The sequence below is a fragment of the Pseudomonas sp. LPH60 genome (assembly GCF_030718165.1).
In the GTDB taxonomy this organism is placed as follows: Bacteria; Pseudomonadota; Gammaproteobacteria; order Pseudomonadales; family Pseudomonadaceae; genus Aquipseudomonas; species Aquipseudomonas danubii.
Window position 1 is genome coordinate 260,578 of the sequence record NZ_JAVAJH010000003.1, and the last position, 20,705, is coordinate 281,282.

17 protein-coding genes are annotated in these 20,705 nt (G+C 62.4%); 3 read left to right on the plus strand and 14 right to left on the minus strand.

From position 1 onward, the window contains the following. Positions 1-2: 2 nt before the first annotated feature. Both Q8O96_RS11570 and adeC read left to right on the plus strand, forming a co-directional pair. Entirely contained in the window at positions 3-3,146 is a 3,144-nt protein-coding gene (locus tag Q8O96_RS11570) for an efflux RND transporter permease subunit (RefSeq protein ID WP_102861507.1), read from the plus strand. Continuing rightward, positions 3,143-4,603: an AdeC/AdeK/OprM family multidrug efflux complex outer membrane factor gene (adeC, locus tag Q8O96_RS11575; protein ID WP_207816684.1), complete on the plus strand. Its 1,461-nt coding sequence runs from the start codon at positions 3,143-3,145 to the stop codon at positions 4,601-4,603. The genes Q8O96_RS11570 and adeC overlap by 4 nt, the downstream gene beginning before the upstream one ends. A 67-nt stretch (positions 4,604-4,670) precedes the next feature. Here adeC and Q8O96_RS11580 read toward each other — a convergent pair whose 3' ends face one another. The 4 genes from Q8O96_RS11580 to Q8O96_RS11595 all read right to left on the minus strand — a co-directional run bounded on the left by Q8O96_RS11580 (position 4,671) and on the right by Q8O96_RS11595 (position 8,635). Then, positions 4,671-6,617, minus strand: coding sequence for a DUF692 family multinuclear iron-containing protein (locus Q8O96_RS11580; protein WP_250329234.1), 1,947 nt, complete (start codon positions 6,615-6,617; stop codon positions 4,671-4,673). 15 nt (positions 6,618-6,632) lie between these two features. Further along, positions 6,633-7,793, minus strand: coding sequence for an HEXXH motif-containing putative peptide modification protein (locus Q8O96_RS11585; RefSeq protein WP_305948825.1), 1,161 nt, complete (start codon positions 7,791-7,793; stop codon positions 6,633-6,635). A 20-nt stretch (positions 7,794-7,813) separates the two neighbouring features. Continuing rightward, positions 7,814-8,284 carry a GNAT family N-acetyltransferase gene (locus Q8O96_RS11590; protein WP_242553907.1) on the minus strand — a complete coding sequence of 157 codons (471 nt, stop codon included), beginning with the start codon at positions 8,282-8,284 and terminating at the stop codon, positions 7,814-7,816. Between the two features lie 93 nt (positions 8,285-8,377). Next, positions 8,378-8,635 carry an Os1348 family RiPP precursor gene (locus Q8O96_RS11595; RefSeq protein ID WP_102861503.1) on the minus strand — a complete coding sequence of 86 codons (258 nt, stop codon included), beginning with the start codon at positions 8,633-8,635 and terminating at the stop codon, positions 8,378-8,380. Between the two features lie 622 nt (positions 8,636-9,257). On the opposite strand from Q8O96_RS11595, the gene Q8O96_RS11600 reads away from it, so the two are divergent. After that, on the plus strand, positions 9,258-10,520 hold the full coding sequence (locus tag Q8O96_RS11600; RefSeq protein ID WP_305948826.1) for an OprD family porin: 1,263 nt from the start codon (positions 9,258-9,260) through the stop codon (positions 10,518-10,520). A 69-nt stretch (positions 10,521-10,589) separates the two neighbouring features. Here Q8O96_RS11600 and pcaC read toward each other — a convergent pair whose 3' ends face one another. The 10 genes from pcaC to Q8O96_RS11650 form a co-directional block, all read right to left on the minus strand. Beyond that, positions 10,590-10,982 (minus strand): 4-carboxymuconolactone decarboxylase, encoded by a 393-nt coding sequence (gene pcaC, locus Q8O96_RS11605; protein WP_102861501.1) that lies wholly within the window; start codon positions 10,980-10,982, stop codon positions 10,590-10,592. A 22-nt stretch (positions 10,983-11,004) separates the two neighbouring features. Continuing rightward, entirely contained in the window at positions 11,005-11,793 is a 789-nt protein-coding gene (pcaD, locus tag Q8O96_RS11610; protein WP_102861500.1) for a 3-oxoadipate enol-lactonase, read from the minus strand. Positions 11,794-11,804: 11 nt separating this feature from the next. Further along, positions 11,805-13,169, minus strand: a complete 1,365-nt coding sequence (locus Q8O96_RS11615; protein ID WP_207815395.1) for a 3-carboxy-cis,cis-muconate cycloisomerase — start codon at positions 13,167-13,169, stop codon at positions 11,805-11,807. Positions 13,170-13,217: 48 nt separating this feature from the next. After that, positions 13,218-14,513, minus strand: coding sequence for an MFS family transporter (locus Q8O96_RS11620; RefSeq protein ID WP_102861498.1), 1,296 nt, complete (start codon positions 14,511-14,513; stop codon positions 13,218-13,220). Between the two features lie 251 nt (positions 14,514-14,764). Beyond that, on the minus strand, positions 14,765-15,331 hold the full coding sequence (gene pcaG, locus Q8O96_RS11625; RefSeq protein ID WP_102861497.1) for a protocatechuate 3,4-dioxygenase subunit alpha: 567 nt from the start codon (positions 15,329-15,331) through the stop codon (positions 14,765-14,767). Between the two features lies 1 nt (position 15,332). Beyond that, positions 15,333-16,037 (minus strand): protocatechuate 3,4-dioxygenase subunit beta, encoded by a 705-nt coding sequence (gene pcaH, locus Q8O96_RS11630; protein ID WP_102861496.1) that lies wholly within the window; start codon positions 16,035-16,037, stop codon positions 15,333-15,335. A gap of 37 nt (positions 16,038-16,074) precedes the next feature. Further along, on the minus strand, positions 16,075-17,280 hold the full coding sequence (gene pcaF / locus Q8O96_RS11635) for a 3-oxoadipyl-CoA thiolase (RefSeq protein WP_180988530.1): 1,206 nt from the start codon (positions 17,278-17,280) through the stop codon (positions 16,075-16,077). Beyond that, positions 17,277-18,056, minus strand: a complete 780-nt coding sequence (locus tag Q8O96_RS11640) for a CoA-transferase subunit beta (RefSeq protein WP_102861494.1) — start codon at positions 18,054-18,056, stop codon at positions 17,277-17,279. Before Q8O96_RS11640 ends, pcaF begins: the two co-directional genes overlap by 4 nt. Then, the gene (locus Q8O96_RS11645) at positions 18,056-18,913 is read right to left on the minus strand and encodes a CoA transferase subunit A (RefSeq protein WP_102861493.1); all 858 of its coding nucleotides are present in this window, start codon (positions 18,911-18,913) and stop codon (positions 18,056-18,058) included. The genes Q8O96_RS11640 and Q8O96_RS11645 overlap by 1 nt, the downstream gene beginning before the upstream one ends. 190 nt (positions 18,914-19,103) lie before the next feature. Then, positions 19,104-20,450 carry an MFS transporter gene (locus Q8O96_RS11650; protein ID WP_102861492.1) on the minus strand — a complete coding sequence of 449 codons (1,347 nt, stop codon included), beginning with the start codon at positions 20,448-20,450 and terminating at the stop codon, positions 19,104-19,106. Positions 20,451-20,705: the final 255 nt, after the last annotated feature.

Sequence of the window (20,705 nt, forward strand, 5' to 3'; positions counted from 1 at the left end):
CCATGTCGAAATTTTTTATCGACCGTCCGATTTTCGCCTGGGTAATTGCCCTGGTGATCATGTTGGTCGGGGCTCTATCGATCCTCAAATTGCCGATCAACCAGTACCCGAGCATCGCCCCTCCGGCGATTGCGATCTCCGTGACCTACCCAGGCGCTTCTGCACAGACCGTGCAGGACACCGTGGTCCAGGTGATCGAGCAGCAGCTCAACGGTATCGACAACCTGCGTTACGTGTCCTCGGAAAGTAACTCCGACGGCAGCATGACCATCACCGCCACCTTCGAGCAGGGCACCAACTCGGACACCGCGCAGGTCCAGGTACAGAACAAGCTCAACCTGGCCACCCCGCTGCTGCCGCAAGAAGTGCAGCAACAGGGTATCCGCGTAACCAAGGCAGTGAAGAACTTCCTGCTGGTGATCGGCGTGGTTTCCGAGGACGGCAGCATGTCCAAGGACGACCTGTCGAACTACATCGTGTCGAACATGCAGGACCCGATCTCGCGGACCGCGGGTGTGGGTGACTTCCAGGTGTTCGGTGCCCAGTACGCCATGCGGATCTGGCTCGACCCGGCCAAGCTGAACAACTTCAACCTGACCCCGGTGGACGTGAAGACCGCGGTTGCCGCGCAGAACGTCCAGGTGTCCTCCGGCCAGCTCGGTGGCCTGCCCGCCCTGCCCGGCCAGCAGCTGAACGCCACCATCATCGGCAAGACTCGCCTGCAGACGGCCGAGCAGTTCAAGGCAATCCTGCTCAAGGTCAACAAGGACGGTTCGCAAGTACGCCTGGGTGATGTTGCCGATGTAGCGCTGGGCGGCGAAAACTACGCCATCAGCGCCCAGTTCAACGGCAAGCCGGCTTCCGGTCTGGCGGTGAAACTGGCCAACGGCGCCAACGCCCTGGACACCGCCAAGGCGCTGCGCAAGACCATCAGCGACCTGGAACCCTTCTTCCCGCAAGGTATGAAGGTGGTGTTCCCGTACGACACCACGCCAGTGGTGACCGAATCCATCAAGGGTGTGGTTGAAACCCTGGTGGAAGCGATTGTCCTGGTGTTCCTGGTGATGTTCCTGTTCCTGCAGAACTTCCGCGCCACGGTGATCACCACCATGACGGTGCCGGTGGTCCTGCTGGGGACCTTCGGCATCCTCGCGGCGGCCGGCTTCAGCATTAACACCCTGACCATGTTCGGTATGGTGCTGGCCATCGGCTTGCTGGTGGACGACGCCATCGTCGTGGTGGAAAACGTCGAGCGGGTGATGCACGAGGAAGGTCTGTCACCCAAGGAAGCGACGAAGAAATCCATGGGCCAGATCCAGGGCGCCCTGGTGGGTATCGCCCTGGTGCTGTCTGCGGTACTGCTGCCGATGGCCTTCTTCAGCGGCTCCACGGGCGTGATCTACAAACAGTTCTCGATCACCGTGGTGTCGGCCATGGCCCTGTCGGTGCTGGTGGCCCTGATCTTCACCCCGGCCCTGTGCGCCACCATGCTCAAGCCTGTGGTTGCGGGGCAGAATCACGAGAAGCGCGGCTTCTTCGGCTGGTTCAACCGCACCTTTGATCGCAGCGTGAAAAGCTACGAGCGCGGCGTCGGCAACATGCTGCGCCACAAGGTCCCGTACCTGCTGGCCTACGTATTGATCGTCCTGGGCATGATCTGGCTGTTCACCCGCATCCCGACCGCGTTCCTGCCGGAAGAAGACCAGGGCGTTCTGTTCGCCCAGGTACAGACCCCAGCCGGCTCCAGTGCCGAACGGACCCAAGTGGTGGTGGACGAGATGCGCGCCTACCTGCTGGACAAGGAAAAGGACACCGTGGCTTCGGTGTTCACCGTGAACGGCTTCAACTTCGCCGGTCGCGGCCAGAGCTCGGGCATGGCCTTCATCATGCTCAAGCCCTGGGGCGAGCGCTCCGCAGAAAACAGCGTGTTCAACCTGGCGGCCCGCGCCCAGCAGCACTTCTTCAGCTTCCGTGACGCGATGGTGTTCGCCTTCGCCCCTCCGGCGGTACTGGAGTTGGGTAACGCCACCGGTTTCGACGTGTTCCTCCAGGACCGCGCCGGTATCGGCCACGAGAAACTCATGGCGGCACGCAACCAGTTCCTCGGCATGGCCGCTCAGAGCAAGGTGCTGTCCCAGGTGCGTCCGAACGGCCTGAACGATGAACCGCAGTACCAGTTGACCATCGATGACGAGCGCGCCAGTGCCTTGGGCGTGACCCTCACCGATATCAACAACACCCTGTCGATTGCCCTGGGCAGTAGCTACGTCAACGACTTCATCGACCGCGGTCGGGTGAAGAAGGTCTACATCCAGGGTCAGGCCGGTGCTCGCATGAGCCCTGAAGACCTGAAGAAGTGGTACGTACGCAACAGCGCCGGGACCATGGTGCCGTTCTCCGCCTTCGCCAAGGGCGAGTGGATCTACGGTTCGCCGAAACTGGCCCGTTACAACGGCGTGGAAGCCATGGAAGTCCTCGGTGCTCCAGCCCCTGGCTACAGTACCGGTGAGGCCATGGCCGAAGTCGAAGCCATTGCCGCCAAGCTGCCACCGGGTGTGGGCATCTCCTGGACCGGCCTGTCCTATGAGGAACGCCTGTCGGGTTCCCAGGCTCCAGCGCTGTATGCCTTGTCCCTGCTGATGGTGTTCCTGTGTCTGGCAGCCCTGTATGAAAGCTGGTCGATTCCGATCGCGGTCATGCTGGTAGTGCCTCTGGGGATCATCGGTGCACTGATGGCCACCAGCCTGCGGGGTCTGTCCAACGACGTGTACTTCCAGGTGGGGCTGTTGGTGACCATCGGCCTGGCGGCGAAAAACGCCATTCTGATCGTCGAGTTCGCCAAGGAACTGCACGAGCAGGGCCGCTCCCTGGTGGACGCGGCGGTGGAAGCCTGCCGTATGCGTCTGCGGCCGATCATCATGACCTCCCTGGCCTTCGTCCTCGGGGTTGTGCCACTGGCCATCTCCACCGGCGCCGGCTCGGGCAGCCAGCATGCGATCGGTACCGGGGTGATTGGCGGTATGCTCACCGCGACGATCCTGGCGATCTTCTGGGTGCCATTGTTCTTCGTCACCGTGTCGTCCATGGGCCGCAGGAAAGCGGACCAATCAGAAACTACTGCAACTGCTAATGAGGCTGGCCAATGAGCAAGTCGCTACTCTCCCTGGCAATCACCGCCATCGCGCTAAGTGGTTGCTCGCTGATACCGGATTATCAGCGACCGCAAGCGCCGGTGGCGGCGCAATTCCCCCAAGGCCCTGCCTACTCGCCCAAGGAGGCCGCCAACGTGGCGGCCGCCGAACAGGGCTGGCGGCAGTTCTTCCATGACCCGGCGTTGCAGCAGCTGATCCAGACTGCACTGGAAAACAACCGCGACCTCAAAGTCGCGGCGCTGAACATCGATGCCTATGCCGCGCAGTACCAGATCCAGCGGGCTGACCTGTTCCCTGCGGTTTCGGCCAACGCCAGCGGTAGCCGCCAGCGTACTCCAGCACGCATGTCGCAGACCGGCGAAGCCGGGATCACCAGCCAGTACTCGGCCACCGTGGGCGTCAGCGCCTATGAGCTGGACCTGTTCGGCCGGGTTCGCAGCCTGAGCGAACAAGCCCTGCAGACCTACTTCTCCAGCGAAGAGGCCCGGCGCAGCACCCAGATCAGCCTGGTGGCCAGCGTGGCCAATGCCTACATGACCTGGCAGGCCGACAAGGAACTGCTGAAACTGACCCAGGACACCCTCGGTGCCTACGAGGAAAGCTACCGGCTGACCTCTCGCAGCAACGAAGTGGGCGTGGCCTCGGCACTGGACCTGAGTCAGGCGCGAACCTCGGTGGAAAACGCCCGGGTGCAACTGGCCCGTTACACCCGCCAGGTGGCCCAGGATGAAAACAGCCTGACGCTGCTGCTGGGCACGGCGATTCCGAGCAATCTGCCGGCGGCCCAGCCGCTGTCGGCCAATCTGTTGAGCGAGCTGCCGGCCGGCCTGCCGTCGGAACTGCTGCAACGGCGTCCGGACATCCTCGAAGCCGAGTACAAGCTCAAAGCAGCCAACGCCAATATCGGCGCGGCGCGGGCGGCGTTCTTCCCGAGCATCAGCCTGACGGCCAACGCCGGCACCTTGAGCCCGGACCTTTCCGGGCTGTTCAAGGGTGGTTCGGGAACCTGGCTGTTCCAGCCGCAGATCAATCTGCCAATCTTCAACGCCGGCAGCCTGCGGGCCAGCCTGGACTACTCGAAGATCCAGAAAGACATCACCGTGGCCCAGTACGAAAAATCCATCCAGACCGCCTTCCAGGAAGTCTCCGATGGCTTGGCCGCACGCCAGACCTACAACCAGCAGTTGCAGGCCCAGCGTGACTTCGTCAACGCCAACCAGGACTACTACCGCCTGGCCGAGCGTCGCTATCGCATCGGGGTCGACAGCAACCTGACCTTCCTCGACGCCCAGCGCTCGCTGTTCAGTGCCCAGCAGGCCTTGATCACCGATCGCCTGTCGCAGCTGACCAGCGAGGTCAACCTGTACAAGGCCCTCGGCGGCGGCTGGAGCGAACAGACCGCGAAGAACGAGCCACTGGCTGAAAAGGCCCCGGCGCTGCACCTGTTCTGAAGCACAGTCTGTGCGTATGAAAAACCCACCTGACGGTGGGTTTTTTTATGCCTCGCGCGCCCTCCCCTCAGCCGCCGGCACCATTGAGCAGGAACACCGGCTCGCGCAGGTAATCCAGGCCCAGTCGGGTTTCGAAGGTCTCGTCGCGCAAGGCTGCCGTGGTGCAGCTCTTGAGCCCCAGCGCCGTGGCCACCAAGGCGAAGCTCTGGCTCAGGTGGCCGCAGTCCATCAAGGCCACGCGCAAGGCCCGGCTGCCCGGGTATTTCCAGGCCAGGCGCTCAAGCCGCGCGGTGGACAGAAACACCACGGCGGCCTTGCTGATCCAGTCCTGCTCGCCACAGGCTGCGCCAATCCACTCGCCGGGGTCCTCTCGCGACAGCAGTTCAAGCCCGTGCCGACGCACCGAATAGTGGTACAACCCTGCCTCGAAGCCCTGCACATTGAGCAAGATCGGATAGACCTCGATGGCATGCAGAGAGCCGCCGGACGCCGAGGTTTTCTTCAGGAAGAAGTCGCCCATGGGGTTGCGGCGCATCTGGGTAGCGCCCCAGGTGTAATACAGCAGCAGGGACAACTGCCGGGCGCTCAAGGGCGAACCGTCGAAGGTCCGGCAAGTCTCGCGATCGCTCAAGGTATCCATCAGGCCCTGCTGATCCAACGCCGGTGCAGATGCCAACAGAGGATTGTCCAGGGCAAGGAACGGGTGAGAAAAGTAGTCCTTGAACGCCGATGGCTGACGCTGCTGCAACGCCTTGCCAGCCAGCTGTTCTTCCATCTGCGCCACACTGATGTAGGGCGTAGCGGTTTGAGTGCGAGTCCCCAGGTAGAAATCCAGGGCGTCCTGCCAATGGGCCCAGATATCGCCGGCGTCCTCGGGCTCGGCAAGGCCCTGGGACTGCCCGGGCTGCAACAGGCCCAACTCAATCAGCTCCTGGAGCACCGCCAGGCTCTCGCCTTGCAACGCGCCGGGTAGCAAGAGTGCGCTGTCCAGGGTCCGCGGGCAGAGAAAATGCCGTACCAGCGGCAAAAACTCCGTCGACAACTCCAGGTCCAGGCCGCGCCGACGATCGCGCAGGGAAAAGGCCTGATGGGCGAAACCGAGCCAGGTCCCCGGCCGCAGTTCGAACAAGCTCTGGCCATCCACCGCGCCAACCGTCGGGGCCGGCACACTGGCAACAGGCGCGGCCTGCCAGAACAGAGGTTCGGGCCGCAGGGCCTTGATCTCCTTGATCAGCGCCGACAACTGCGGGTCCTCGGCTCGATCGGCAATGTCCCACTCGATGGTGACCGCCTTGAGCGGCGCACACTGCAAGAGTTGGCGCAATATGTCCCAGTCCCGGCGCGGATCGCCGATATGCACCTCAATCAGACGTTGCAGCGGCAATGAGCGCAGGTAATCGCGCAAGTCGTAGCCCAGGGCCCTGGCCGTGCTGATGGCGCTGTCCAGGTCCAGAAGAAAGCCACTGTCACTGCGCTCGACCACACTGCAAATGAACCCGCCTTCGGAGAGTTCCTGGCCAATGTCCATGGAAAACAGCCGGGGGGCGTTCTCCAGCACCAGGGGGGTCCGGGTGAAGGCCTGCAGCTCGATGGCATTGGCCACCACCGTATCGGCCACTTCACGGGCCAGGCTCGGCAGAATGAAATGCTGGGTATCACCCCCCTGAAACCGTGACCAGGAAATATGCTCCGCCAGCCAGGGGGATGAGGTTCGGTCGCACAGACGACGGGTCATGCGCAAAAACTCCCGGTCCATTTCAATACCGACGCTACCCAGGGACAGGCTGGAAGAATGCAGCAGCACCGGCACCCGTCCGCCCAGCTCATTCAGCCGCGGCTGCAGAATGCAGTGGGTGGGCTGGAATTCCAGGTAATCGAAGTACGGCAGCCCTTCATCCAGAATCCGCTCGATGGTGGGATCGAGCCCTGCTGAGCCGGCCCCGGCGCCATGTGGCAAATGATATTCCAGCCCCACCCCGGCTTCGGGGAAACGCGAAGAATCGAAGTTTTGCATGTCCGCCTCCCTGGCTCAGGCCGTCAAGTGCAGGGGCGCGGCAACGGTGCTGGCACCTTCGCCTCGACTCAGCAACCCGGCATGACGACGCTCCAGCCGATGCACTTCCTGCATCAGGTTACCCAGCAGTTCCCGCCCTTGCGCGGTGAAGCCCGGTGCGGTTTCAAAATCCGCCAGCGCCTTGCTCAAGCCCCGCAGGATAAACAACATGCGCTGCTCGGCCCGGCGCATTTCCTCTGCCGGACGGGCCTGGACCCGCTCCAGGTACTTGACCAGGGCGATGTAGACGTAGAAGGCATGGAAGTAGCCATACAAGTCACGCTGCTGCCCCGACCAGGGCAAGGAATACAGGGCTTCTTTGGAGGCGTGGGGCTCCACCACCGCAGCGACTTCAACGATGTTGTACAGCAGCTGATGGGTCGCTTCATGCACCAGCGACTCTTCCATATCGAGTATCGAGTTGTCCCGGCTCGACAGCAGGATCACCCCGGTATAACGGGACGCCGAGCAACTGCGAAAACTGCCGTCGGGCAAATAGCACACGGCCTTGACCAGCACTTGCCACTGTTCATGACAGGCCGGCCAGGTGTGCTTGATCCGCAGCAGGGCAAGCTGCATGACGTCCTTGAAAAAGGCTTTGGAATAACCCGCCCGCTCCAGATGACGCCGGGTTTGCTCATCTGGCGGATAGTCATAACTGGGCGGCGTGACCTGGGTGATCAACGGGTCGACATCGAATCGATAAACCGGCGGGTATTGCTCATCGACCTGTGCATCCTGCGAAGCTTCGATCCGTTGCAGAACTTGCGCAAACTCCAGCAGCCTGGCTTTAACTTCAGCATCATCCAGCGTCTTTCCGGTCAACAGATAGTTAACATCACGAAACGTCAGAATGCTCCAGATCTGAAACACTGGATGGGCGATAAGTTTGGCGCGAGCACTGGGCGGAGACAGAATAATATCCAGCGCCTGTTTAAAAAAAAGATTCAACGCAGAGTCGGCGACAAACAACTTTGACAGCTCGGCATATAACGCGACAAACATCGTATAACGATTCTTTTCGACTTGCTCCTGTAACTTTAAAAAACGTTCCGGCTCGCTGTCCGGGAGAAAAGTAGTGCCCTGAAATAGCTCATCAATGGAAAGTTCTGTTTGCTGACTGTTAACGCTGTCCATGGTTCAACCTTCCCTTAAGGTCACGGCAAGGGCTTGCTCATCGTCAGGCTGGCGACTTCATAGCCCAGCAGTTCATAAAGACGACGCGCCCCTAGGTTGTGCCCGAAGACATGCAAACGCATCTCGTCACACCCCCACTCACGCGCCGCCGACTCACCGGCCAGCAGCGTCTGCCTGGCGTAACCCCGGCGACGTTCGATCGGTTCGATAAAAAGATCGAGGATGAAGGCAATCCGTCGAGAACCCACCTGGCGCTCGGCGATCCACAACTCGCCCACCGCCCGTCCCGCACACAGCGCCCGCCACAAGTGATTGTGCGTACTCAGACGCCCCTGCGGCAGCAACTGGCGGAACACCTCTGCCGCCTGGAGCGACGCCTGCTCCGGCAACCACTCACCGGCCGCCACCATGCCGGCGGCGTATTCATCCAGGGCTCGCTGGGCGAAACGACTGAAGTCGGCTTCCTGCATCGACACCAGGGTGATGGACACGGACAGACACTCCACGATGACCTTGAATCCCGGTTCCGGTGTGCCGCACTGATGAAAACTTGAGCGCGGCACACCGGACTGCACACGCCTGGCTCAGTCCATGCGCGCCTGTTGCTGTTGAGTGTCAAAGATTGCCGCGACACCAATTTTGTCGCGAATCGCCGAACCGGCGCTGGTCAGTTTTGCCGTATCGATACTTTTCACTGCACCCACTTCGGTAACACTCAGGTGCACACCGATACCTTTGGCCGCTGCTTCTGGGTCCTTTTGCAACTGTGCGGCGAACTCCTTATCCAGAAGTGCGCGACCGACTACCGACGCCAAGCGTTCCTGATTGACTCTCGTACTCATGGTATTTCTCCTTGTATATTCACAACACGATAAAAAGCCCTCTCCCGACGAAACTTTAAACTTATCCTTGTCCGCCTTGAGGAACTTCAATATAGCAAGGCAAACCTGCTTTTCCAGCGAACACAAACCTTTCACTTAAACCTTTTTACGATAATCGATAACACCGAATATCAAGTTTAACTGGCGATTAGCCCTATATCCTTTTATATAAGAACAACATCCAACAACAAGGATTTACTACTAAAGCAATAAGTCCTTTTTATTAACTAGTTGATACCGCCCGCAGCGTCATGGAAATAGCGCAACTTCCAGCATTGATCGATCAGCGAGGACAACCTCAGGATTCATCAGGGATATATCCCCTGGCAGCCCACCACACCCGGCCCGATAACTGTTCGTTAATCGCCCAGAACCCGCATTCGCCAATTGATCGGCCCTGATCCGCGACGCACCATTCCCGGCACCCGAACACACCAATAACAACAGGTTCGATGCCATGCCCTCACGTCCTGCCCGCTCCGGCTGATCCTGCAAGCACCTCCTCCCACACCTTGAAAGCTGTCCGCATGGGCTTTTTGCGGCAGTGGATAGTTGCACCCCTAACAATTAGAGAGACCGACGAATGAAGCCAATCACCCCGCCGCAATACCTTCTGCCCAGCCTTCTGGCCCTGGCGCTGACCAGCGCCGCCCTGCCGGTCATGGCCGCAGAGTCGGGCTTTCTCGAAGATGTTCAGGCCAACCTGAACCTGCGCAACTTCTACATCAACCGCAACTTCACCAACCCGAGCAAGGTCCAGGGCAAGGCTGAAGAGTGGACCCAGAGCTTCATCCTCGACGCCAAGTCAGGATTCACCCAGGGCACGGTAGGCTTCGGCATGGATGTATTGGGCCTGTACTCGCTGAAGCTCGACGGTGGCAAGGGCACCGGTGGCACCCAGCTGCTGCCCCTGGACCACGACGGGCGCCCGGCGGACAACTTCGGGCGCCTGGGAGTGGCCTTCAAGGCTCGGCTGTCGCAGACCGAGGTCAAGGTTGGCGAATGGATGCCAGTGCTGCCAATCCTGCGTTCGGATGACGGTCGCTCGCTGCCGCAGACCTTCCGCGGCGGCCAGATCACCTCGAAGGAAATCGCCGGCCTGATCCTCTATGGCGGTCAGTTCCGTGGCAACAGCCCCCGCGACGACAGCAGCATGAGCGACATGACGATGTTCGGCAAAGCGGCCTTTACCTCGGATCGCTTCAACTTCCAGGGGGCCGAATACGCCTTCAATGACAAGCGCACCCAGATCGGCCTGTGGAATGCCGAGCTCAAGGACATCTACAACCAGCAGTTCGTCAACCTGATCCACACCCAGCCGCTGGGCGACTGGACCCTGGGGGCCAACCTGGGCTTCTTCTACGGCAAGGAAGACGGCAGCGCCCGGGCCGGCGATCTGGAAAACCGCACCTGGTCCGGCCTGTTCTCGGCCAAATACGGCGGCAACACCTTCTACGTCGGCCTGCAGAAACTCACTGGCGACAGCGGCTGGATGCGGGTCAATGGCACCAGCGGCGGGACCCTGGCCAACGACAGCTACAACGCCAGCTACGACAACGCCAAGGAAAAATCCTGGCAACTGCGCCATGACTACAACTTCGCCGCCCTGGGCGTGCCTGGTTTGACCCTGATGAACCGCTACATCAGCGGCAGCAACGTGCACACCACCACCGTCAGCGATGGCAAGGAATGGGGCCGGGAAAGCGAGCTTGGGTACACGGTGCAGAGCGGCACCTTGAAGAACCTCAACCTGAAATGGCGCAACTCCACCATGCGCCGTGATTTCAGCAACAACGAGTTCGACGAGAACCGCCTGATCGTCAGCTATCCGCTGAGCCTGCTGTAACCGCGCAACGCCCAACAAAAAGGCCAGCCCGGTGATCGGGCTGGCCTTTTTATTGGGCCATGGAACGGGTTACACACGCGATTCGGTGCCCAACTCGTCCCAAACCGATTCGGCCAGGTGGAAGGTGGCATTGGCTGCCGGGATGCCGCAGTAGATCGCGCTCTGCATGATCACTTCCTTGATCTCGGCTCGGCTCACACCGTTGTTGGCCGCTGCCCGCAGGTGCAGCTTGAGTTCTTCGTTGCGGTTCATGCCGATCAGCATGGCGATGGTGATCAGGCTGCGGGTATGCCGCGGCAGGCCCGGACGGGTCCAGATATCACCCCAGGCATGGCGGGTGATCATTTCCTGGAACTCCGAGTTGAACTCGTTCAGGGCATTCAGGCTGCGGTCCACATGGGCGTCGCCCAGTACGGCGCGGCGGACCTGCATGCCTTCGTCATAACGTTGTTTCTCGTCCACAAAGGGCTCCTTGAATCCGGGGTCAGGCCAGCAGGAATTCCACGACACGGTCGCTGAACGCGTCACCGGCCTGGACGTTGGACAGATGCGCGGCATAGAACTCGGCGTACTCGGCGCCGGCCACGTGCTGCTGGATGAAGTGACTGCCAGACGGCGGTGTCACCGCGTCTTCGCTGCCGGCGATCACCAGGGTCGGCACCTTGATTGCTGCCAGTTGCTCACGGAAATCCGCATCCCGCACCGCTGCGCAGTTGGCGGCATAACCCTGGGGCGAGGTGGCGGCGAGCATGTCGGTGATCAGTTTGGCCTGATCAGGACGCGCGGCGGCAAAGTCCTCGGTGAACCAGCGGGCAATGGAGGCATCGCGCAACGCCACCATGGCAGCCTGGCCGTCACGCAGCACGGTCTCGATCCGTGGGTTCCAGATGGACGGATCGCCGATCTTCGCCGCGGTGTTGCACACCACCAGCTTGTGCAGACGCTCGCCGGCATTGATCCCCAGCCACTGGCCGATCAGGCCGCCCATGGACAGACCGCAGAAATGCGCCCGGCGGATATCCAGGGCATCCAGCAGTGCCAGCACATCCTGGCCCAGTTGCTGGATGCTGTAAGGCCCCTCGGTCACCAGCGAACGGCCATGGCCGCGAGTGTCCATGCGCAACACCCGAAAGTGCCGGGTGAACGCCGCGATCTGCTTGTCCCACATGTGCAGATCGGTGCCCAGGGAGTTGGACAGCACCAGTACCGGCGCGCCCTCTGGTCCTTCGAGTTGATAGTGCAGATCGCCCTCGGCGAGTTTCACGAATCCCACAGCAGTCTCCTTCAGGCCTTCAAGGCAAAATGTTCAGCCACGGCACGCTCGACCCAGGCCTGGGCCTGACCGAGGTAATGCGCCGGGTCCATCAGACGATCCAGCTCTGGCGCCGACAGCTCGGCGCTGACCTGGGCATCGTCCGCCAATACCTCGCGCAAATGGCGTCGTTCAGCCACCGCACGCTTGCAGCATTGTTCCAACAGGTGATGGGCCGTCTCCCGCCCCAGGCGCTGGGCCAGCTCAATGCTCACCGCTTCTGCCAGAACCAGGCCCTGGGTCAGGTCAAGGTTGCGCGCCATGCGTGCGCTGTCGACCTCCAGGCCCTCGGTGACCAGCAAGGCTTGTTGCAGGGCTCCGGACACCAGGCAGCAGATCTCCGGCAGGGTTTCCCATTCGGCGTGCCACAGGCCGAGGCTGCGCTCGTGCTCCTGGGGCATGGCGGCAAACATCGTCGCCAAGAGGCCCGGAACCCGGGTCGCGGCGCTGATCAATACCGCCGCGCCCACCGGATTGCGCTTGTGCGGCATGGTGGACGAACCGCCCTTGCCCGGCGCCGAAGGCTCGAAGACTTCCGCCGCCTCGGTCTGCATCAACAGGCTGATATCCCGCCCCAGCTTGCCCAGGCTGCCGGCCAGCAGGCCCAGCACCGAGGCGAACTCCACCAGACGGTCGCGCTGGGTGTGCCAGGGCTGTTCCGGCAGGCTCAGTTGCAGTTCTTGCGCCAGGGCCTGGGCAATCGGCAGGGCCTGTTCGCCCAGGGCCGCCAGGGTTCCGGAGGCACCGCCGAACTGCAGCACCAGCAGACGCGGCTTGAGTTGCTGCAGCCGTTCGCGGCTGCGGGTCACGGCCCCCAGCCAACCGGCGATCTTCATGCCCAGGGTCACCGGCGTGGCATGTTGCAGCCAGGTACGGCCGGCCAGGGGCGTGTCGGCATAGCGCTGGGCCTGGGCCGCGAGTATGCCGCCCAGACGGTTCAGGTCCTGCTCCAGCAAGTCCACGGCGCGGCGCAATTGCAGCACCAGCCCGCTGTCCATCACGTCCTGGCTGGTGGCGCCCAGGTGCACATAACGCTCGGCCTCGGCATCGGTCCGGGCGATCTGCTTGCCCAGGGCCTTGACCAGAGGAATCGCCGAATTGCCGGCCGTGGCGATCGCTTCACCCAGGGCCTGGAAGTCATAGAGATGGGCGTGGCAAGCCGCCTCGATGGGGGCAACCGCCGCGCTTGGAATCAACCCGGTCCGCGCCTCGGCCCGGGCCAGGGCAGCCTCGAAGTCGAGCATGGCCTGGACCCGCCCCTGGTCACAGAACACCCCACGCATTTCCCGGGCAGTAAAGTAGGCATCGAACAACTGGTTGCTCGCAGGTAAGGTCATAAACAGTCCTTGGTGCGCCTGTGCCCTGGGCGGGCACAGGCGTACGGGTCAAAGGTCATGGTGCAAGTATGCAGCCTGTTTCGGCAGACGCAGGCTGAACAGGAAAGCAATCGCCATCATCGCCGTGACATACCAGTAGAAGGTGTTTTCCATGCCCATGTTCTTGAAGTTCAGGGCCACCCATTCTGCCGAGCCACCGAAGATCGCATTGGCCACCGCATAAGCCAAGCCTACCCCCAGCGCCCGCACTTGTGGCGGGAACATCTCCGCCTTCACCAGGCCGCTGATGGAGGTGTAGAAACTGACGATGGCCAGGGCCAGGGTGATCAGTACAAAGGCCAGGAACGGACTGGTGACGGTCTTGAGGGTCATCAGGATCGGCACCGTGAACAGGGTGCCCAGGGCGCCGAACCAGAGCATCGAGTTACGCCGGCCAATCCTGTCCGCGAGCATTCCGAACAGCGGCTGCATGCACATATAAAGGAACAGCGCGCCGGTCATGATGTAGCTGGCGGTCTTGGCGTGCATGCCCGCGGTGTTCACCAGGTACTTCTGCATGTAGGTGGTGAAGGTGTAGAAAATCAGCGAGCCGCCAGCGGTGTAGCCCAGCACGGTGATAAAGGCCGCCGAGTGATGCTTGAACAGCGCGGCGATGCTGCCGGCGTCCTTGTTATCACGCATTTCCTTGCTGGTGGTTTCCTTCAGCGAACGCCGCAGCAGCAACGAGATCACCGCCGCGATGGCGCCGATCACGAAGGGAATGCGCCAACCCCAGGCCTTGAGCTCGGCCTCATCGAGGAACTGCTGGAGGATCACCACCACCGACACCGCCAGCAGTTGTCCGCCGATCAGGGTCACGTACTGGAAGGACGCGAAGAAACCGCGCTGGCCCTTGAGCGCCACTTCACTCATGTAGGTGGCGGTGGTGCCGTACTCGCCGCCCACCGACAAACCCTGGAACAGGCGCGCCACCAGCAGCAGGAACGGCGCCCAGGCACCGATGCTGGCGTAGGTTGGCAGGAAGGCGATGACCAGGGAGCCGGCGCACATCATCAGCACCGAGATCATCATCGAGTTCTTGCGCCCATGACGATCGGCAACCCGGCCGAACAGCCAGCCGCCGATGGGACGCATCAGGAACCCCGCAGCGAATACCCCGGCCGTGTTGAGCAGTTGCACGGTGGGATCGTCAGAGGGGAAGAACGCCGGAGCGAAGTAGATGGCGCAAAAGGCATAGACGTAGAAGTCGAACCACTCCACCAGGTTGCCGGAGGAAGCACCGACAATGGCAAAGATCCTTTTGCTGCGCTCCTCTGCGGTGTAGTGACTTGTCGTTGTAGTCATGGTTTTTCACTCATGGGGGACAGTGCGAATCTAGACACACTTTGCAACAACCCCGTTCCCTACGGGACGTGGGCCCTGTGGTTCTGCCCTGTAGCCGCTGCCGAGCCACGGCGAGGCTGCGAAAGGCCGGGCCGCGTTCGGTACACAGGGCCTTGCTCGGCAATCTCTCGCCAAACTCGCCGCAACCTTGAGAACCCCGCGCCCCTTCGGGTCGTTCGCAGCCTGCGGCAGCGGCTACACAGTGCTCCGGCTCAGTAGTCGAAGAACACGGTTTCGGCGTCGGTACCCTGGAGGATCACGTTCCACTGATAGCGGCCCTCGGCATCGGACTTGGCCAGCAAGGTGCTGCGGCGCTCCTCGGGTACACAGGCCAGCAAGGGGTCGGTGGCATTGGCCGGTTCACCCTCGAAATAGATCCGGGTCAGCAAGTGCTTGACCAGGCCTCGAGCGAACACCAGCACCACCAGGTGCGGCGCCTGGGTCGTGCCCTTCAGACCCGGCACCGCGCCCGGCTTGATGGTGGTGAAGCGGAAGCGCCCTTCGCCATCCACCGGGACTCGGCCAAAACCCTGGAAGCTCGGGTCCAGAGGTTTGTCCTGGTCGTCCTCGCAGTGGCGGTACTTGCCGGCAGCGTTGGCTTGCCAGACTTCCAGCATGGCGTCGTTGACGAAGTTGCCGTTGCCGTCCACCACCTGGCCGGTGATTGCCACTCGCTCGCCCAGAGTGCCTTCCTCGGTGAGGTCTTCGCGGTTCAGCCAGGTCAGGCCGATGTGGTAGTAGGGGCCGACGGTGTGGGAGGTAGTCGCGGTCAGGCTCATGTTATTTCTCCATCGGCGTGGCATCGCGGCCGCGCAGGACGATGTCCCAACGGTAACCGAGGGCGTAGGAAGGAATGGTTTTCTCCAGGTCGAAGCGGGCGATCAGGCGTTCCTTGGCACGGGTGTCCGGCACGCAGTTGTAGATCGGGTCATATTCCAGCAGCGGGTCCCCGGGGAAATACATCTGGGTCACCAGACGGGTGAGGATGCTCGGGCCGAACAGCGAAAAATGGATATGCGCCGGACGCCAGGCATTGTGGTGGTTGCCCCAGGGGTAGGCACCGGGCTTGATGGTCTGGAACTGATACCAGCCCTCAGCATCGGTGACGGTGCGCCCGGTGCCGGTGAAGTTCGGGTCCAGGGGCGCGTCGTGCAGGTCGCGGTCGTGGTTGTAGCGACCGGCGGCGTTGGCCTGCCAGATCTCCACCAGGATGCCCGGCACCGGCAGGCCGTTCTCGTCCAGCACCCGGCCGTGGATGATGATCCGCTCGCCCTGGGGCTGGCCTTGGTGCTGGGCCGTCAGGTCGTTGTCCCGCTCCTGGATCGACTCGGCGCCGATGCTCGGGCCGGTGATTTCCGACAGCGAATGGGGCAGGAACACCAGCGGCTTGGACGGCGAGCGGGTGTTGGTCGACTGGTAGGCCGGGTGCAGGTAATCAGGCTGAGTACCCGCTTGCGGGCGCCGGTAACCGGGCTTGTCACTCATGGTGGTTCCTCGTTCTCTTCTTATATAGGGCAGGCATTCAAACCCGCTCGATGGCCAGTGCCAGCCCTTGGCCGACGCCCACACACATGGTGGCCAGGCCTTTTTTACCGCCGCTCTTTTCCAGCTGATGCAGAGCTGTCAGCACCAGGCGCGCGCCACTCATGCCCAAGGGGTGACCCAGGGCAATGGCGCCGCCATTGGGATTGACCTGCGGCGCATCGTCGGCAAGACCCAGCTCCCGCAGTACCGCCAAACCCTGGCTGGCGAAAGCTTCATTGAGTTCGATCACATCGAAGTCGCTGACGGCCACACCCAGGCGCTCGATCAGTTTGCGCACCGCCGGCACCGGGCCGATGCCCATCACGCGTGGCGCCACACCGGCGCTGGCCATGCCCAGCACTCGCGCACGTGGAGTCAGGCCGTGTTTCTTGACCGCCTCGGCCGACGCCAGAATCAGTGCGGCAGCACCGTCGTTGACCCCGGACGCATTGCCAGCGGTGACGGTCTTGTCCGGGCCGTTGACCGGCTTGAGTTTGCCCAGGGCTTCCAGGGTCGTGTCGGCCCGTGGATGTTCGTCCTGTTCCACCACGCTCTCACCCTTCTTGTGGGCAATGCGCACCGGGACGATTTCCTCGGCGAAGAAACCGGCGGCCTGGGCCGCGGCGGTGCGCTGCTGGCTGCGCAGGGCGAAGGCGTCCTGGTCAGCGCGGGACACTTTATAGTCGTCGGCCACGTTGTCGGCGGTCTGGGGCATGGCATCCACACCGTACTGGGCCTTCATCAACGGGTTGATGAAGCGCCAGCCGATGGTGGTGTCTTCCAGCTTCATGTTGCGCGAGAAGGCGGCATCGGCCTTGCCCATCACAAAGGGCGCGCGGGACATGGACTCGACGCCGCCGGCGATGGCCAATTCCATCTCGCCACTGGCAATGGCGCGGAAGGCGGTGCCGATGGCATCCATGCCCGAGGCGCAGAGGCGGTTGAGGGTGACGCCCGGCACGCTGTCCGGCAGGCCCGCCAGCAGCAGCGCCATGCGCGCCACGTTGCGGTTGTCTTCACCGGCCTGGTTGGCGCAGCCGAGGAACACCTCGTCCACGGCAGTCCAGTCCACCGTCGGGTTGCGCTCCATCAGCGCCTTGATCGGCACCGCCGCCAGGTCGTCGGCGCGCACCGCCGACAGGCCGCCGCCAAAGCGGCCGATGGGGGTACGAATGGCATCACAGATGAATACGTCGCGCATCAGGCTTCTCCAGGTGCTTGGCCGTGGGCCGCAGCGGTGCGTGCTTCCAGCTCACGCAGGGCGGTCAGTTCGACTTCGGTAGGCGCGGCCGTCTCGGCCACGTGCTCGGCGAAACGGATCGCCCAGCCGGTGGCGGCCACCACCTGCTCGCGGGTCACCCCCGGGTGCAGGGAAGTGACGACGAATTCGTGGGTACCGGCTTCCGGTTCCATGATGCACAGGTCGGTGATGATCCCCACCGGCCCGGCGCCGGGCAGGCCCAGACGCTTGCGCGAGTCGCCGCCCTCGCCGTGACCGACGGAGGTGATGAAGTCCAGCTTGTCGACAAAGGAACGGGAAGACTGCTTGAGGATGATCAGCACGCTTTTCGCCGAACCGGCGATCTCCGGAGCACCGCCGGCCCCCGGCAGGCGCACCTTGGGCCGGTGGTAATCACCCACCACTGTGGTGTTGATGTTGCCGAAGCGGTCGACCTGGGCCGCGCCGAGGAACCCCACATCGATGCGCCCGCCTTGCAGCCAGTAGCGGAAAATCTCTCCGGTGGGGACGACGGTGTCGGCAGTTTCCGCCAGTTCACCGTCACCGATGGACAGCGGCAGCACGCTGGGCTTGGCACCAATCGGGCCGGATTCGTAGATCAGCACCACGTCCGGCGACGAGGTCAGGCGCGCCAGGTTGGCGGCCTTGGACGGCAGGCCGATGCCGACGAAGCATACCGAACCGTTCTGCAGGCGACGGGCCGCGGCCACGGTCATCATTTCATTGGTGGAGTAGGTCATTACTGGGCCTCCGAAGCTGCGGCCAGCTTGGCCTGGAATTCGCTGAAGTCGGCACTGCCGTGGATGTATTCGTTGATCCACGCGGTGAAGGTCTCACGGTCGCGGGCAATCGGGTCCCAGGCTTGGTAGAAACGGTTGTCGCGCTCGGAATAACCATGGGCGTAGGACGGATGGGCGCCGCCGGGCACATGGCACACCGCGCTCAGGGCCCAGGTCGGCAGCACGCAGGCGTTCATCGGCGCATTCAGGTCGTCGACGATTTCCTCGACGGTGACGATGCAGCGCTTGGCGGCCAGGGCGGCCTCTTTCTGCACCCCAAGGATGCCCCACAGCAGGACGTTGCCCTTGCGATCGGCTTTCTGCGCGTGAATCACCGTCACGTCGGGACGCACCGAAGGCACCGCCGCCAGCACTTCACCGGTGAAGGGACAGGTCACGGTCTTGATCAGTGGGTTGACCTTGGGCAGATCGGAGCCGGCATAGGCCCGCAGTACCGCGAATGGCAGGCCGGAAGCCCCGGCCACATAGGCGTTGGCCAGGTCGGCGTGGCTGTGCTCTTCAATTTCCAGGGGCTGTGGCCACTGCTTTTCCACGGCGTCGCGCAGGCGATGCAGGGAGCCAACACCCGGGTTGCCGCCCCAAGAGAAAATCAGCTTGCGAGCGCAACCGGCACCGATCAACTGGTCGTAGATCAGGTCAGGCGTCATCCGTACCAGGGTCAGGTCTTTCTTGCCCTGGCGGATGATTTCATGACCTGCGGCCGTAGGAATCAGGTGGGTGAAGCCTTCGAGTGCGACGGTGTCACCGTCGTTGACGAATTGCTTCACCGCGTCGTGCAGCGAAAGGATTTCAGCCATGGATGGGGTCTCCCGATTGTTATTCAGCGACTGGAGAAAAAGGCGCTCTAGGCGCGCCGCAGTGACTGAAGATTAAGCCGGAGCAATACCCCAAACAATCCGATAATCGACTGAGCGTTCGATTATCGAACGGATTGTTGCAGGGCTATCGATTCTTCGCCCTGCACCCAATCCTGCTCCTTGTTGCCTGTCAGGTGGCGTCGGCATGGCTGACCATGCCCTTGATTACTACCGCTGTGGTGGCCAGCGCCGCCGGGATCACCAGCGCGGTCAGCACCTGCTCGAAGTTCCAGCCCAGGCCCAACAGGGTGGCGCCCATCCAGGCACCGAGAATGGCGCCGAATCGACCGATGCCGAGCATCCAGGACACCCCGGTGGCCCGTCCCTGGGTCGGATAGAAACGCGCCGCCAGGGAAGGCATCGCCGATTGCGCACCGTTGACGCACATGCCGGCGATCAGCACCAGGGTGGCGAGCACGGTGATGTTGCCCAGGCTTTGTCCCACGGCGTAGGCAAAGACCCCGGCCAGCAGGTAGAAGCAGCCAATCACCTTGTGCGGATTGAAACGGTCCATGGCCCAGCCCACGGCGACTGCACTGAGCACCCCGCCAAACTGGAACAAAGCGCCAATAAAGGCGGCCTGCTCCATGCTCGCGCCACTGTCGCGCATCAGGGTCGGCAGCCAGCTGGTCAGCAGGTAGACAATCACCAGGCCCATGAAATAGGTGAGCCACAGCAGCAGCGTGCCGACGCTGTAAGTGCCGGAGAAGATCACGGCAAAAACGTTGCGCGCCTTCACCGTCTTCTGTTCCGGCACGCTGAAACTGCCCGCCTCGCTGACGATGGCCGGAGCGATGGGGGCCAAGGTCTTGCGCACTTTGTCGGTGCCGCGATTGCGCACCACCAAGTAACGCGCCGACTCCGGCAGCCAGACCACCAGCACCAGGGCCAGGATCAGCGGCAGGACGCCACCGATCAGCAGCAGGCTGTGCCAGCCGAAGGCCGGGATCAGCTTGGCGGAAATGAAACCACCGCCCGCCATGCCCAGGTTGAACCCGCAGAACATGCTGGTCACCAACAGCGACTTATGACGCTCGGGGGTGTACTCCGAAAGCAGCGTGGTGGCATTGGGCATCCCCGCCCCCAATCCCAGGCCGGTGAGAAAGCGCAGCACCAGCAACTGGTCGACGTTGGTGCTGTAGGCCGAAGCCAGGCTGAAGGCGCCAAACAGCAGCACCGCCCCTACCAGCACCACCTTGCGACCAAAACGGTCAGCCAGGGGCCCGGAACCCAGGGCACCGAAGACCATGCCGATCAGCGCCGCACTCATCACCGGGCCCAGGCTGGCACGGTCGATGCCCCAGTCCTGGGACAGCGCCGGGGCGATGAAGCCCATGGCCGCGGTGTCCAGCCCATCGAGGAAGACAATCAGGAAACACAGGATCACGACTCGCCACTGGTAACGCGACAGCGGCTGGGAATTGATGAAGGACTGCACATCGAGGCAGTTCCCTACAGCGGATTGGGGTTGATTCATTGTTTTTATTTCCACACTAAAACGCAGGCGCGCACAGGCCGCCAAGGGCTGATCAGGTCACGTAGAAAAGGTGGCGAAAATCAGGCGATTCGAGCGGGACGGCAGGAACGGTCACGGCAACGACGCAGGGAGAGCATGCTCATGAGTTGGCCTCTTCATTATTATTGGACGGGTCATCGGCAGCAGGCTGGCAATGCCGGCTGGCCGCCGATGACGCTGGCGCGACATTAATGAGCCAGTGGAAAGAGCGTCAAT

What these genes read in the sequence shown, in the direction of transcription:
- pcaG (WP_102861497.1), bottom strand. Translation starts at nt 15,331, where the DNA reads ATGAGCCTGACCGCGACTACCTCCCACACCGTCGGCCCCTACTACCAC.
- Q8O96_RS11615 (WP_207815395.1), bottom strand. Translation starts at nt 13,169, where the DNA reads ATGACCTTACCTGCGAGCAACCAGTTGTTCGATGCCTACTTTACTGCC.
- pcaH (WP_102861496.1), bottom strand. Translation starts at nt 16,037, where the DNA reads ATGAGTGACAAGCCCGGTTACCGGCGCCCGCAAGCGGGTACTCAGCCT.
- Q8O96_RS11600 (WP_305948826.1), top strand. Translation starts at nt 9,258, where the DNA reads ATGAAGCCAATCACCCCGCCGCAATACCTTCTGCCCAGCCTTCTGGCC.
- Q8O96_RS11570 (WP_102861507.1), top strand. Translation starts at nt 3, where the DNA reads ATGTCGAAATTTTTTATCGACCGTCCGATTTTCGCCTGGGTAATTGCC.
- Q8O96_RS11585 (WP_305948825.1), bottom strand. Translation starts at nt 7,793, where the DNA reads ATGGACAGCGTTAACAGTCAGCAAACAGAACTTTCCATTGATGAGCTA.
- Q8O96_RS11650 (WP_102861492.1), bottom strand. Translation starts at nt 20,450, where the DNA reads ATGAATCAACCCCAATCCGCTGTAGGGAACTGCCTCGATGTGCAGTCC.
- Q8O96_RS11580 (WP_250329234.1), bottom strand. Translation starts at nt 6,617, where the DNA reads ATGCAAAACTTCGATTCTTCGCGTTTCCCCGAAGCCGGGGTGGGGCTG.
- Q8O96_RS11640 (WP_102861494.1), bottom strand. Translation starts at nt 18,056, where the DNA reads ATGACCTACTCCACCAATGAAATGATGACCGTGGCCGCGGCCCGTCGC.
- Q8O96_RS11645 (WP_102861493.1), bottom strand. Translation starts at nt 18,913, where the DNA reads ATGGCTGAAATCCTTTCGCTGCACGACGCGGTGAAGCAATTCGTCAAC.
- Q8O96_RS11620 (WP_102861498.1), bottom strand. Translation starts at nt 14,513, where the DNA reads ATGACTACAACGACAAGTCACTACACCGCAGAGGAGCGCAGCAAAAGG.
- Q8O96_RS11595 (WP_102861503.1), bottom strand. Translation starts at nt 8,635, where the DNA reads ATGAGTACGAGAGTCAATCAGGAACGCTTGGCGTCGGTAGTCGGTCGC.
- adeC (WP_207816684.1), top strand. Translation starts at nt 3,143, where the DNA reads ATGAGCAAGTCGCTACTCTCCCTGGCAATCACCGCCATCGCGCTAAGT.